Origin of the sequence: Paenibacillus sp. 2TAB26 (genome assembly GCF_052115145.1) — a bacterium.
Lineage (GTDB): Bacteria > Bacillota > Bacilli > Paenibacillales > Paenibacillaceae > Pristimantibacillus.
Window position 1 is genome coordinate 123,980 of the sequence record NZ_JBFRGC010000010.1, and the last position, 13,337, is coordinate 137,316.

12 protein-coding genes are annotated in these 13,337 nt (G+C 44.4%); 1 reads left to right on the forward strand and 11 read right to left on the reverse strand.

The genetic code is table 11. The annotated features are described in order from the left end of the window. Positions 1-31: 31 nt before the first annotated feature. The 8 genes from AB4Z50_RS13690 to AB4Z50_RS13725 form a co-directional block, all read right to left on the reverse strand. A complete protein-coding gene (locus tag AB4Z50_RS13690; protein ID WP_441879613.1) occupies positions 32-655 on the reverse strand; it encodes a hypothetical protein in 624 nt (207 codons plus the stop codon). Positions 656-833: 178 nt separating this feature from the next. Next, entirely contained in the window at positions 834-2,525 is a 1,692-nt protein-coding gene (locus AB4Z50_RS13695; protein ID WP_441879615.1) for a S41 family peptidase, read from the reverse strand. A gap of 73 nt (positions 2,526-2,598) precedes the next feature. Further along, entirely contained in the window at positions 2,599-4,026 is a 1,428-nt protein-coding gene (locus tag AB4Z50_RS13700; protein ID WP_441879617.1) for a sensor histidine kinase, read from the reverse strand. Further along, on the reverse strand, positions 3,987-4,667 hold the full coding sequence (locus AB4Z50_RS13705) for a response regulator transcription factor (RefSeq protein ID WP_441879619.1): 681 nt from the start codon (positions 4,665-4,667) through the stop codon (positions 3,987-3,989). Before AB4Z50_RS13705 ends, AB4Z50_RS13700 begins: the two co-directional genes overlap by 40 nt. Before the next feature lie 273 nt (positions 4,668-4,940). After that, on the reverse strand, positions 4,941-5,987 hold the full coding sequence (locus AB4Z50_RS13710; RefSeq protein ID WP_441879621.1) for an LLM class flavin-dependent oxidoreductase: 1,047 nt from the start codon (positions 5,985-5,987) through the stop codon (positions 4,941-4,943). Positions 5,988-6,213: 226 nt separating this feature from the next. Further along, entirely contained in the window at positions 6,214-7,062 is an 849-nt protein-coding gene (locus AB4Z50_RS13715; protein WP_441879623.1) for a formylglycine-generating enzyme family protein, read from the reverse strand. A 306-nt stretch (positions 7,063-7,368) separates the two neighbouring features. Further along, positions 7,369-8,007, reverse strand: a complete 639-nt coding sequence (locus AB4Z50_RS13720) for a glycoside hydrolase family 11 protein (RefSeq protein ID WP_076269489.1) — start codon at positions 8,005-8,007, stop codon at positions 7,369-7,371. Between the two features lie 500 nt (positions 8,008-8,507). Continuing rightward, positions 8,508-9,437, reverse strand: a complete 930-nt coding sequence (locus AB4Z50_RS13725) for a nucleoside hydrolase (RefSeq protein ID WP_441879625.1) — start codon at positions 9,435-9,437, stop codon at positions 8,508-8,510. Between the two features lie 141 nt (positions 9,438-9,578). Between AB4Z50_RS13725 and AB4Z50_RS13730 the strand changes: the two genes are divergently transcribed. Beyond that, on the forward strand, positions 9,579-10,328 hold the full coding sequence (locus tag AB4Z50_RS13730) for an AraC family transcriptional regulator (RefSeq protein ID WP_441879627.1): 750 nt from the start codon (positions 9,579-9,581) through the stop codon (positions 10,326-10,328). 21 nt (positions 10,329-10,349) lie between these two features. Here AB4Z50_RS13730 and AB4Z50_RS13735 read toward each other — a convergent pair whose 3' ends face one another. The 3 genes from AB4Z50_RS13735 to AB4Z50_RS13745 all read right to left on the reverse strand — a co-directional run bounded on the left by AB4Z50_RS13735 (position 10,350) and on the right by AB4Z50_RS13745 (position 13,240). Then, complete coding sequence (locus tag AB4Z50_RS13735; RefSeq protein ID WP_441879629.1) at positions 10,350-10,919, reverse strand: SF0329 family protein; 570 nt, start codon at positions 10,917-10,919, stop codon at positions 10,350-10,352. A 148-nt stretch (positions 10,920-11,067) separates the two neighbouring features. After that, a complete protein-coding gene (locus AB4Z50_RS13740) occupies positions 11,068-11,982 on the reverse strand; it encodes a metallophosphoesterase family protein (protein ID WP_441879631.1) in 915 nt (304 codons plus the stop codon). Further along, on the reverse strand, positions 11,975-13,240 hold the full coding sequence (locus AB4Z50_RS13745; protein WP_441879633.1) for an alpha-L-fucosidase: 1,266 nt from the start codon (positions 13,238-13,240) through the stop codon (positions 11,975-11,977). Before AB4Z50_RS13745 ends, AB4Z50_RS13740 begins: the two co-directional genes overlap by 8 nt. Positions 13,241-13,337 lie beyond the last annotated feature (97 nt).

A 13,337-nucleotide genomic window follows, 5' to 3' on the forward strand; every position in this document is an offset into this window, starting at 1 on the left:
TCAACTGTCACATCTTACATAAAGGGTAGAATCAACTCAATTTCTTAATCAGTTTCTCCACTCGCTTTCGTTTTGTGTCCTTTTCAATATCACCCAGTCGTGAGGAAAGCGTCTTTATGAAAAGGGTTTTGTTATTATCGTTAACGATGGATATTGCATTCTCCGCATACATTGGAAGCTGATTGGTCGGACATTTCTTAAGCTGCTCGATGAGTAATGTGAATGCATGATCCGCATATGGTTTGATCGAACAAAGTTTAATTAGAATATTTACCCCTTGATCTTTGGTGATTACCGAACCTTTGCCCGTAATATCAACAATTTTTTCAAGTGATAAATAAATGACTTCCGGATTTTCAAGAGTTATCGCATTTAGTGCTGTCATAGCCCCCCAAACAAGTCGATTGTTTCCATGATTAAGCAATGTTACGAACTCTTTGCTGTATTCAGCAATTAAAGATGGCCTCAGATCTCCTATCTCATAGAGAACTTTAATGCAATCGCTTTGAATGTTCTTGTCATTGTTATGCAAGTTATCAACTAGTTCTATTACAGCTCCTTTATCATCTCGATCGGCAATATATTTGGCCAGCTCCTGGTTAGGACCTTCGTCTTTGCGGTTAAGTGACGATGCTAATTTGTCGATTATGGTCATCTGTTTTTCTCCTTCTTCATTCAGGCATCTCATTTTTATTATTGGTAGAATCACTTGACTCTCTATTGAACTTGTATCTTATCATTATCTCACTTTGCGGCTCTGAAATACTACTTCCTTATGAGTGAGATACGGCTCTCCACATGTGTCGTTGATGAACTCGCTCTCAGGTAGCCGACTAGCCATTGAAAGAAGCCAATGCATAATTCAATTCCACGTCCTGCCCATCGATATATTTCATCTTAAATGTTTGCTCGTTCATCGGAACCGTGATATCGGGAGTTGCTCCGCCAAATCCGCGTTCATCGCTATCGCCTTGAATCGTTTTGTCTTGATTAAGTGATCGGCCATCCGGGAACCGCACGATATATCCTCCCGGCATTTTCATCTCTATAGGAGCGGACACGACTCCGAACGAACCGTTCGTGGACGCAAAGCCGATAATCTTGACATTTTGCATTCCTTTTAAGAACAAAGGCAATCCTTCCCCTGAGCTAGCGGTGTTCGAATTAATGAGGACGGCGATTTTCCCTGGAAAGTAAATCCGCGAAGGATGAACGGTTCTGGTTTCGGCACGGTTGATTTCAAAACGTCCCGTATTTCGATTGTAGTAACTGACGTATTCATAGATCTTCTTCTTGTTCACAAAATGTCCTGCCATTTTGGCAACAAGGTCGTCGTCTCCGCCCGGATTATCCCGCAAATCGATGATGATTCCCTTTACGCGTTTCTCTAGAAACTCTTTTAATTGGTCTTCCAGCGCTTGCGCGGGATTGGATTGTGTTGTTCCGGGAAGAAAATATCTGATCTTCACGTACCCGTATTCCTCCCGAAGGATCTCGCCTTCTACGGGAGGATCTTCTTTTTTTAGCTTAATTTTCGTTTTCCTCAAGGTCTCGTATTGATCGTCGTAGGCTGTAAGCGTCGCAGTCTTGCTCGCTTCATCATCCCGATTCCGAAATTCGACTTGAATTTCTTTGCCGATTGGAGCTCTTGCCAAGAAACGCCCTTGATTTTGAATCTGATCGCCTTCGGTTGCCGACGGGTTCTCGCTCCAGGACGTTTGGTCCAATGCTTCCCGAACGTTTTTCCCGTCCCACGAAATGATTTCGGCTCCGAGCTTGATTCCGCTTTTGTCAGCCGGGCTGTCAGCTAACAGTAAGCTAACCAATACTTTGCCGTTATCCAATTGAACCGCGCTAATTCCAACTCCGCCGCCGACTTCATTTTTAAACGTGTTATTATCGTCGTACAGATGTTCATTCGCAATTTCGATATGGCCATCGCGGAAAGAAAAAAGGTAATCCCTTAAAGTTTTATAGTAGAGATTCGAATCATGGTTGATTTCCGCTTCGAGGAAAAGAGGCTCGTATTTCTTTTTCTTTGCTTCCCAATCGATTTTTTTCCAATCTCCGAAAGGGTATTCGGCGGACAACCTTTCGTTCATCGCGATAAAAGCTTTGGAATAGCTCTTATGGCTTAAATCGCTCACCGGATTGTATCGAACTTCTCCCGCAACGGTTAATGCCAATAGCGTAGGAAGGGTACAAAGGACGCAAACGATAACCATGACAAAGCGAAATTTCGAAGACATCGGCTTAATGGCCGGTTTAAAGACTCTTCTCGCAGTACTTAAGAATAGGATGGCCGTAGAGGAGTAAATCAACAGAGCCAGTAAAGAGGCGTCGCCATTCATAAGGCTAATAATCGCAATGATTACACCCGTGCTCGGTATAAAATCCAACCAGCGGTTATTTTTGAGAAAAGGCCAAGCATACCTCAGCAAGACAAATAAGTTTAGCGCGCATAAAATCATTTCCCAGACAGTCAACCATTTCAATGAATCGATAACATCTTGAATAAAGCTCATCGTTTCTATTCCTCCGATCAGTTGTATGTGAATCGAACTGAGTGTATTGGAGAAATATGAACGGAGCGTGAACTTATTTGCAAATGGCGGAATCGTTATGCAAGGCAGCGGGAAGCGTCACGGTAAACGTCGTACCCAGTCCGACGGTGCTCTTCACCTCTATGCTTCCGCGATGGAGAGCAACGATTTTGTGGGAGATGGCAAGACCGAGACCATTCCCGCTTCGGTCTTGGGCCCGCGACTTGTCCGCTTTGTAGAAGCGCTCGAAAATATAGCTTAAATCGTCCGGTGCAATGCCTATCCCGGAATCGCTTATCGCAACGGCAATCTCATGAGGATGAGGCCGGCTGATCGCGATGAGAACTTGACCGGCGCGGGGCGTGAACTTGATGGCATTCCCGAGCAAATTCATCCAAACTTGATTGAGTTGATCCCGGTCGGCCGTTATTTCTACGCCAGCTCCCGAAGGGGACTCTATGACGACGCGAATGCTTTTGGCCGACCACTGGGGCTCGCACGCAACGATTACTCGTCGAATTTGCTCATCTAGTTTATACGATTCCATCTCGAACGGATGATGATCCGATTCAAGGGAAGCGAGCTTCAGCAAATTATCGCTGAGTCTGGATAATCTGTCGCTCTCGGTAACGATTATATCCAAGTATTGGACACGATCGTCCTCTGCAATAACCAGATTGCCATCTTTCAGCGCCTTTGCGAATCCGGAAATGGAAGTTAACGGAGATTGGATTTCATGGGACACGTTTGATACGAAATCCTGTCGCATCCGCTCCAATTGCTTGATTTCCCGAGCCATGTCGTTAATGCTCCGAGAGAGAGTTCCGAGCTCGTCTCCGCGATTGATTTTCAACTCAACCTCAAAGTCCCCTTTGGCCAACCGCTTAGTCGCATCCGTCATCGCTTGAAGAGGCTTCACCAGGTATCTGCCAGCAATGAGAATGCACAAGCTTCCGATCGCAAGCATGAGGAACAGAATAGTGAATAATAATCGGAAGATCGTAATTTCGTTCTTGGAAGAGCTCTGCAAAATTAAAGCATAATGTTTTCCTTCGGAAGAAAACGGAAGGCCGACGAACGTACCGTTATCTTTTCCATGCGAACGGTACGGTTCTCCGCGCAGTACCATGCGAACCGATTCAGAGTTAATCGCTTCGACCTTCTTGCCCTTGTTCGGCACATAGGAGTTCATCCCGCCATTGCCGTCGTAAAGCTGCAAGGTATAGGAAACCAATTCAGCCATATCATTCATGAACACATCCAAATCCGGAGGATTCGTTTGCTCGTACACGCGTATAATACGATCGCCAGCCGCGATCATATCGTTTTTACCCGTAGCGTTCAGATCATTCTGGAATAGAGCAAGGGCGAGAAGAAGGGATGAGACCAAGCTGATGACAATGGCGGCCAGAAAAGTCAGCACAACGCGAACGTATAACGATTTCATCCCGGATTCACCGCCAGACGATAGCCGACGCTGCATGCCGTTTCAATGCGAAAATGGCGGACGTCCCCGGCAAAGCGTTCCCGAAGCCGCTTGATATGTACATCAACGGTTCGGTCGTCGCCTTCGTAATCCATGCCCCAAATCTGGGTAATCAGCTGCTCTCTCGTGAAAATCTGCCCCGGGTGGCCGGCAAGCATGAACAGCAGCTCGAATTCTTTTAGCGGCAACGCTAATTCCTCTTCTCCCCGCATGACCTTATACGTTTTCCGATTCAGCACGATTTCGCCCAACGGTATGACCTGGGACGAGGCAATACGGGATCGCTTCAGTAACGCTTTAACCCGCATCACAAGCTCAACCGGATCAAACGGCTTCGTCATATAATCGTCGGTCCCGAGCTGGAAGCCTTTTATCTTTTGCCCCGATTCGCCCTTGGCCGTTACCATCAGAAGAGGAATGTCGGGATCGCTTTTCCGAATTTCTCTGCACAAATCCCATCCGTCCATATGCGGCATCATAATGTCGAGGATGACCAGATCGATTCCCGAACCTTTGACGATAGCATGCGCATCGATGCCGTTGTCCGCCTCTGTCAGATAGAATCCTTCATTCTTTAAATAAAGGCGCATCAAGGCGCGAATGTTAGGATCATCGTCCACGATAAGAATATTGACCATATAAACAATCCTCCACTTGGAAAACGATAGCCTTACGTTTGAATGTTGAACGCTGCAATCCCCAACTTATATTTACTGGACAGACCACGCGGTCACATTCGTACAACATCAGAAGCACAATATAAAAAGCAGCCAAAACGAAAACAATACGGCTGCTTTAAGAGTATAACATTTTCAGATTGTCTGGAGCTTTAAAACTCATTTTTCTGGTAAAAAAATGAACCAAGCATTGTGACATCACAACGATTGGTTCATCACCATCAAACACGATTTCTATGATTGCGGACTATTCCATACTGTACTAGGTACCTCTCGACGCAGCACAGGTACAACCTCGGTAGCAAATCGTTCAATTTGCTCACGTTGCTCCATTTCTGACAAGCCATCTACACTGATGCTGATCACTTGGTGCCCGTAAGCTTCATGATAGTTTAAAATCTTCTCGATCACTTTATCAGCGCTGCCGATCAAGGCAGGCCCATTTTGTACATTGTCCTCGAGGTCTTTGAAAGGCGAGTTGTTGTGCTGCGATGCAGCCGTTGCATGGAAAGCATCGTAATAGGGCCTATATCGTTTGACGGCTTCCTCTGTGGTGTTCGCCAGATATAAGCTTCCAAATCCCGAGCCAACCATTGCTTTTTGAGGATCATGGCCGTAATAAGCCAATCTCTCGCGATAATGATCGATTAATGCTTTATATTTAGCCTGTGGGTGAAACGTATTGGAGGAAAAAATCGGTTCACCATATTTCGCAGCCAATTCGGTCGACAGCGTGCTAGATGCGCTTCCATGCCAGACCGGAATTGAATGTTGAAAGGGTCTTGGTTGTGTAGTCACATTATCAAGCGGTGAACGGTAGCGCCCCTGCCAGGTTACGTTCTCTTCATTCCACAAGCGCTTCAGGAGTGCATACCGCTCTGCAAGGGATTCCCATTGTTCGTCTTCGGTAATTCCAAAAAGCGGATAGTGGCGAGGGTCGTTTCCTTTGCCAATAATCATCTCGAGTCGACCTCCCGAGAGATGGTCAAGTGTGGCATAGTCCTCTGCAACACGCACTGGGTCGAGAACGCTTAGAACGGTAACCGTTGTTAGCAAACGAATCTTTACGGTTCTGGCAGCAATCGCGGTCAGAACGACTGGTGGCGAAGATGAGATAAACGGTGCTCCATGCCGCTCTCCAATTCCATAAGCATCAAAGCCGAGTTCTTCAGCAAGGACAGCCTGTTTAAGTACGTTCTCAAATTTCTGATGGGTGATCAATGTTTCCCCGCTTACAGCATTCGGTATGTTCATCATTAGGCTAAACAAAGCAAATTTCAAGATTTGCACTCTCCTCTCTAAGCCAGACTCAATCGCTAATAGGTTCATTTCAAACCTACCCTTTGTGAACATAAAAAAAAGCATGGATTTAATAATCCATGCTTCCGGTTGTCCAGCCAGTTTATAATTCCGATGAGTTTAATAAGTTTTATATTTTTCAAGTTATCATCGTTGCACAACATTGTCAATCAACGCTTTTTGACCCTTCTTCTTGGGGTTTTATCCTTTATTCGTCGCGGCTCACACGAAAACCTTGATCAGGACCCATGCCATTTGCCTCAAAATTGCTCAGATAAGATAACTCGCCAACATCACCAAGCCAGCCCCCGCCCTTCACAACTCGGGTAGAGTTACTATTGCTTTCCGAGTCTCCAAACCCATTCCAGCACCATTCCCTTACATTACCTGACATGTCGTAAAGCCCTAACTCATTGGGTTTCTTGACACCGATGGATTTTGTTTTGTTATGGTTGCTCTCTACTATAGGCCAGTTCCATTCTCCTGATAAAATCTTATCTCCAGCGTTTTTCCAATACCATGCTACTTCATCTGCATTATTGCTTCCGCTGTATGTGTAACTTTTGCTCTTCTGACCACCACCTGCAGCATATTGCCACTCTGCTTCTGTCGGCAATCGGTAACCATTCGCTCCTGCATTGATCGTTACTGTCCATTTTAGATTATCGTTTTCACTTGTATTTTTCGGATCTTTTTTATTCTTGTCTATTGAGTAATACGGTGTTAATCCCTCTTTGATACTCCTCTTATTACAATACTCCACAACGTCATACCAACTCACCATTTCTACCGGCAAATTGTCGCCTTTGAATTCCGAGGGATTACTCCCCATAATCTCAATCCATTCTTTTTGAGTTACCTCATATTTGCCGATATAAAAATTCGATAATGCTACTTTTTCACCATAGTAGTTGGACTTCTTGTTCATAAACGGTCCGCCCTTGACTAGGACAAAGTCATCAGGTATTTTATTCGAAGTTTTATCAGGCTTTTCTTGCGAACAAGCGCTGACAATAACCATTATTGCTATGATAAGAAAAACGATTAGTTTTCTCATTGTTATATCTCCTTTAAACGTTCAGGAAAAATTATAGTCCGTGACAGACTACAATTCTCCTCTGGCAGCATCGAGGACCGTTCATCTTTCGGGAAACGGTCCTCAATGCGTCCAAACTGAAGGATCCAACTGGATGGATTCTAAAAGATAATAGTCAAGTAGCATGTAGGTTCTATCATTTTTTGAAATAGATAAGGCCGCAGGCTGTGAGACCGGACGACCTTAACATTATCAAAAGATTAAACACATTCTCAACACACTAGATTCATCGGGCGCCAATCCGTTGCCCTACTTGAAGATGACCTGTTACCAAACGGTTACGTTAGAGCTGCCACTGCTTTGATATCCTTCTGTCGCTAACACCTGGTAGGACCAGCTGCTTCCGAGGTTCATTCCTTTACTCTGCCATGCACTTACGTGGTTGCCAAAAGTGATAGCGACGTTGCTGCCTGTCGCTCTCTTAGACTGGCGGACACTCCAGAACTGGGTGAACGTTTTTGTGCCGTCAATGGAAGGTGCATTGACTCGTTGCGTCGTATAAATATCGTATGTTCCTCCATCACTGGACACTGTTCCTTTAAATGTTCCTGTAGGTCTATAAGTGCCCCAGCTATCAACGACGTAATATTCAATGAGTGAGTTTCTTGTCCATCCATAAAGAGTCAAATACCCATTGCCGGATGGCGCCCAGACGCCTGCATTATAGTTTATTGTTCTAGATGGCGATCCAGTATTCCAGCCTTTACCAACCACAAAATTTCCGGTGTTTGACCAGCTGACACTGTAATTCCCACCAGATCCATTAGTAGCATTTACTGTTCCGCCACCATCGGTCCAATTTTGCCAGTAGTCTGTCGCTGCACTTGCGGATACTGCAAATAAGCTGGAAATACTCATTGAAGCTGCAATAACTAGCGTAAACACTTTCTTTTTAAACTTAAACATATATTATTACCTCCTAAAATTTAGTGTTTGTCACTGCTTGCCTACACACTACTTGAATATTACCTTTTATAAATCTCTCTCCTTTCATTGTTTGTCGGTTGTTTTTCCTTGCAGTACAGTGCGTAACTTGTCCTGTTTCAAATAACGTGAAATCTGTCCCTCCTATCTAAAGGAATTTTTCTTTCAACACAAGACAATTCATGTCTTGAATAACTAAATTATAGAAAGTAAGCGCATACATTACAACTTAACAAATTATAGATTTGCCCCCACATATTAACTAATATTTCAAAACGCTCAAGGAGCCAAGGTCTGCACCCGACCCTCAAATATCGTCGACATTCCCTTTTTAAAGTAAGATCTATCAAAAGAGCCCCTATCATTCCGCTCGGAATAACAGGGGCCCTTCGCTATAACCTAGTAAGCAAATGTGAGATACGGACACTACAAGACCCATATTGAGCTAGCCTTCGACGGTTATTCTCGGCTTGGTCATCTTGTTACTCCACTTTGCTTAGAGCAAGCTTGGAAAACAGATCTTGAAATACCGCATCACGGTCAATATAGCTTGCACAGCGTATCAAATGTCTTGTGCTGTCCGTGCTCCAGCGGAAGTCCTCGGAAATGATTGGGCTTGGAACAAGCCGCGAAGGAACCCACTTGGGCTGATTCAGCCACGCGATAACCGAGATATCCCATATCACTCTGGAATAGGCGAAATGATCATCCTTGCAGTTTTTGTACGTCTCATAGAGGTACTCTCCAATTGCGCCGGAAGGCTTCACATAATCTCTAACCTCCGATAGTGTCGTACGAAGGTTTGAAGCGACTCCCATGCATGGGATAAGAACCAAAGGCACTCCACAGTTCATTACGGTTCTCGATGCATGGAGATCCTGTTCGAGATTAAACTCACGAGTGTCAGGCCAATCCAGTGCATGGCCTCCCAGCCAGACTACAACGATGCGCTCAATGATTCGCGGCTCTATTAGAATGGCACTCGCAATATTCGTAATGGCACCGATACCGACTACATATAATGGATCATTTTTATCGCTTGCCATTGCACGTTCTACCAAATTCAGCGCTGCCTCGCTGCGAATCGGGGAGCTAACAGCAGGCAAATAAGCTTCGGAGCCGCGATAGACTGGGACATCCTCTCGATTCATTAGCTTAAGAATGCGAATGATTTCCTTATAGCTTTTTTCCATCCCGTCATCGGGCCCCGTAGAGAGCTCATTATGGAACGGTGCTGCATATAGAGCCTGAAGCTCTATTTTTTCTGGTGACAACAGCGCATAAATAACCGCAAATTGGTCGTCGATCTCGTTAAAAGTATCCGTATCGAGCACCATTTTAACTCTACTACCCGGAGCCTCCAACTTGCGAACCAACTCATCTACGGGCAATGCCCCGAAATCTAGACCCATATCATCTACCTCCATTTATATAATGAATTGGCTTTTCAGCCATGCTATAATGAATTCATTTTATAAATAATTTAAATAATGTAGTAGCATCATACGGTCGTTCTATATCACGAATTGGCTACGTTGACAGGAGAGCTATGATTGGCAGCCTCATTGGATTTCTTTTATCAAGAAACGAGAGCGAAGCATGAGCATATTGTAATGCATCACCATCAGTGTTATGAGCTGGTTTATTACGACTGCGGTCAGGGGACAACTCGAATCGGGGATGCCGAACATGTTTTCAAGGCAGGTGATTATGCGATAATAGCACCCTGCACGCCTCACGATGAACGGCATGGCAAACCGTCGAAGGTTATGTTTACGGGATTCACGAGCACCATCTATCCTCCCTTGAAAGAAGGAATCTACCAGGATTCCCCGTCAAGGCCTATTCTTGGCCTCATGCAAATGATGGCAAAGGAGCTTCGTGATAAGCCCCCCTTCTATAAGCAATTGCTCGATAATTTGATTTCGCGCTTATATTTGGAAGTACTGCGGGCTCATCCTTCCCAAGAACCAGATAGCCGCCATGACATTATCCGATTCGCCCAGGCTTTCATCGATGAGTACTATACGCAGAAAATTGACTTCCAAGCTCTTGCCGACCAATCTGGTTATAGCTATGATCGGTTTCGTCATTTGTTCAAAGAGAAGATCAAGTTATCTCCCAGCCAATATATTTTGCAGCGTAGGATCGAGCATGCCAAAACAATGCTTAGGCATACCCCATTGCAAATATCGGTTATCGCGATGGAATGCGGCTTCTCGACAGATGCGCAGTTTTGCAGTCTGTTTAAGCGGGAAACGGAGATTACCCCGAAGCAGTATAGAGAGCTCGCCGGTGATTAGAGGTGAATGAGTTACTTATTTTCATAATGTATTAAGCCGTAGTTCATAAAAATACTGCACAATGGGATGCTTTAGCTTCATCTTCTCGGCCATGTTTAAAAGCCGCTTTTTTCCAACTCGTCTGTCCACCAAAGCTAGAATATTCAATAAAATATCATTGCTCTCTAGGCTTTCCTCTATAGAAGTGGATAAAAACTTATTAGCGACAACGACAAAATTTGATTTACTTAATGATGATTGTGCTGAAAAAATTTCCTTAGCATATTCGGATAGTTTTCTGCTTTTTGCCATTACTTTTAGACGATCCTCTGGAACTTTCCCATTGGTATCTTTTCTCACCGTTTCAATTTCTTCATGGTTGATAGGAATTTCGATAGCTGAATCATTCTTAATTTCCAGCTCCGTCTGATACCATTTGATTAAGGTAGTGCTATCACTCATACTGAGTACGTTCTTTTTATCTACCGCGATATAACATTGACCTGCTTTGTCAGGTAAATAACGATAGCTGGTTGCACGATATTCGAACCTGCCATGTAAAGCAGGAGATAGAAAACTCTCTAGTTGTTGCTTCAATTTGCTCCAGGACATATTTCCTCCTAATTTCTATGTTCTATATTATAGATACCTATTGAGGGATTCTTAGCATGAAAAAACCTCCACCGCTGTGAGTGGAGGCCAACATAACGCTTGCTATCCATTATAACAAATTCTAACGTTTATTGACGTTTTCTAAATATTACCCTATCGAGCGCTGCTGAGCCGATCCATCACTTAATCTCAGCCAAGTATCAAACGTTCTGGATCCCTGTTGCAATTCAATCACTCTTGCACCAATTGGAATATCCGTATCCCATATAATATAGCTTGAAGAGCGTCCATAACAAAGGCGAATGCCATGATGCTCGCCCGAATAATCATTTCCGTGATCATGCCCTGCAAAGGTTCCCATCACATCGCCCATCTCTACCATTGCGGAAAATAAACCGCTGTTGATACGAGGGCAAGAAACCTCTTCTCTCTTTTCGCCATGGCACTCGGACTTATCCCATACCTCTTGATACTCCGGCAGTGGAATATGGAAGAATGCCAGTGAAGGGATAGGTTGGCCTCCGTTCTGATCCGTGAATGCCTGCGATTGTGCCGCATACCAGTCAATTTGATCTCTGCGAATCCAATCGTATCCATGAATGTGAGGCAAGGCAGAATAACTCCCGCTATCCAAAAAATATAAAGCTGCCGCGAAACGTTCATCACTACCCTGTATGCTCAACACATAATTGCCTACACCGCTGATATGCTCAGCCGTCCGCTCAGCGGCGCAATAGCTATAGCTCAGTTGAATATCCATTAGCTGTTCCCTTGTAATTCCTGCTTCCGAGTCGTGATTGCCAAAAATAGCAACCCACGGGACTTTCATCGCTTCTATAGTTGATACTACATCTCGGAATGACTGCTCTGGATTGCTGCAGCGCAAACTGCCTATGACATCACCTGCAAATACAACAAGATCAGGCTGCTCCGTCTCCATGACGGTTCGCATCATGTCAGCGGTTCGCTCATTTAGGTCAGCGGCATCATCCATATACTCGGTATCAGAAAACTGGACTATTTTGAATGTACCGTCTGTACGAAACTTTAATGCTTTATCCATTCCCGATCTCCCCAACATAATAAAATGATAGCTCCTTAATAGTAGGCTCGCCTTGCGACTTTGTAACGGTTAGAGAGACGCCTCGAACTTTAACTGGCGGAATTCGTACAATAGCCTTATGACCAATGTTTTGTCCCTCATATACCGTTATGGTTCGATGCGATTTTTCTGTCATAATATTGATTTGAAAATTGAGAATATGCTCCCCAGAAGATAAATCCTCTTGAATAACAATATGATCAATCAGATGTGGATGAGCAGGCTCATAAATCCATTCATTCTGGTTGTGAGTACATTGCTCCAAGGTCGCGATGGGGCTGTCAAATCTTCTTCGTATTTCTGCACCCATTGCAGCCAGTCGGCTTGTGTCTTTCGAAGGCAGCAAGCCTTGTCTATCCGGGCCGATATTCAGCAGCAGATTCGCACCGCGCCCTACCGAATAATAGTATAAGCCCAAGAGCTGATCCAGACTTTTGATCGTATGCTCGTCGCTATCGCTATAAAACCAATTCGCTCTCATCTGCACATCACATTCCGCAGGCAGCCATAGCTTATCCGTCAAAGCTTCCTTTTCCTCGGTCATGATCGAAAACTCAAGCGAATCCACGACATTCCAGCATGGAATCGGCGCAATGCCATCCTCGTTCCCGACCCACCGGAAATCAGGATCTCCCATATTAAAAATTAAAATATTCGGTTGAAGTCGGCGAATTTCTCCGATGATCCGTTTCCAATCATATTCATGATCCTCCGAGCCACAACCGTCAAACCACAAAATATCAATCTCTCCATATTGACCTAGCAGCTCTGTAATTTGATTTACAAAATAATCATCGTAAGCGCTTGCATCCTGGTTATAGAAATCCGCAGATCCGTCAAAAGGAGAATAATATAAACCAGGCTTTACATCATATTTTCGACAAGCCTCTATAAACTCCCGAACAACATCACCCTGACCATCCTTCCATGGCGATTGTTTCGTAGAGAACGAGCTATACTTCGACGGCCAATTAGAAAACCCATCATGATGCTTAGCCGTAAGTACAGCATAATTCATTCCGGCTTCCTTTGCCGTACGGATCCATTGCTCACAATCCAATTGCTCCGGGTTAAACAACTCGGGGGACATGCCTCTTGGATCAAAATCTACGTACCCTTCATAAAACGTTCTGAGACCAAAATGCACAAATAATCCGAACTCCCAGGATTGGTACTCGAGTTGTTTCGGGCTTGGCTTAATATTAAAATTAGCTGTCATTTTAAGCACCTCTTCTTCATTAATGGAGTATTTTTAGCTTTATTGTGATATTCATTCGAGCTGACACCAGTATATTCCTTGATTTTTTATAAAACTA

What these genes read in the sequence shown, in the direction of transcription:
- AB4Z50_RS13705 (WP_441879619.1), bottom strand. Translation starts at nt 4,667, where the DNA reads ATGGTCAATATTCTTATCGTGGACGATGATCCTAACATTCGCGCCTTG.
- AB4Z50_RS13745 (WP_441879633.1), bottom strand. Translation starts at nt 13,240, where the DNA reads ATGACAGCTAATTTTAATATTAAGCCAAGCCCGAAACAACTCGAGTAC.
- AB4Z50_RS13695 (WP_441879615.1), bottom strand. Translation starts at nt 2,525, where the DNA reads ATGAGCTTTATTCAAGATGTTATCGATTCATTGAAATGGTTGACTGTC.
- AB4Z50_RS13700 (WP_441879617.1), bottom strand. Translation starts at nt 4,026, where the DNA reads ATGCAGCGTCGGCTATCGTCTGGCGGTGAATCCGGGATGAAATCGTTA.
- AB4Z50_RS13715 (WP_441879623.1), bottom strand. Translation starts at nt 7,062, where the DNA reads ATGAGAAAACTAATCGTTTTTCTTATCATAGCAATAATGGTTATTGTC.
- AB4Z50_RS13720 (WP_076269489.1), bottom strand. Translation starts at nt 8,007, where the DNA reads ATGTTTAAGTTTAAAAAGAAAGTGTTTACGCTAGTTATTGCAGCTTCA.
- AB4Z50_RS13690 (WP_441879613.1), bottom strand. Translation starts at nt 655, where the DNA reads ATGACCATAATCGACAAATTAGCATCGTCACTTAACCGCAAAGACGAA.
- AB4Z50_RS13735 (WP_441879629.1), bottom strand. Translation starts at nt 10,919, where the DNA reads ATGTCCTGGAGCAAATTGAAGCAACAACTAGAGAGTTTTCTATCTCCT.
- AB4Z50_RS13725 (WP_441879625.1), bottom strand. Translation starts at nt 9,437, where the DNA reads ATGGGTCTAGATTTCGGGGCATTGCCCGTAGATGAGTTGGTTCGCAAG.
- AB4Z50_RS13740 (WP_441879631.1), bottom strand. Translation starts at nt 11,982, where the DNA reads ATGGATAAAGCATTAAAGTTTCGTACAGACGGTACATTCAAAATAGTC.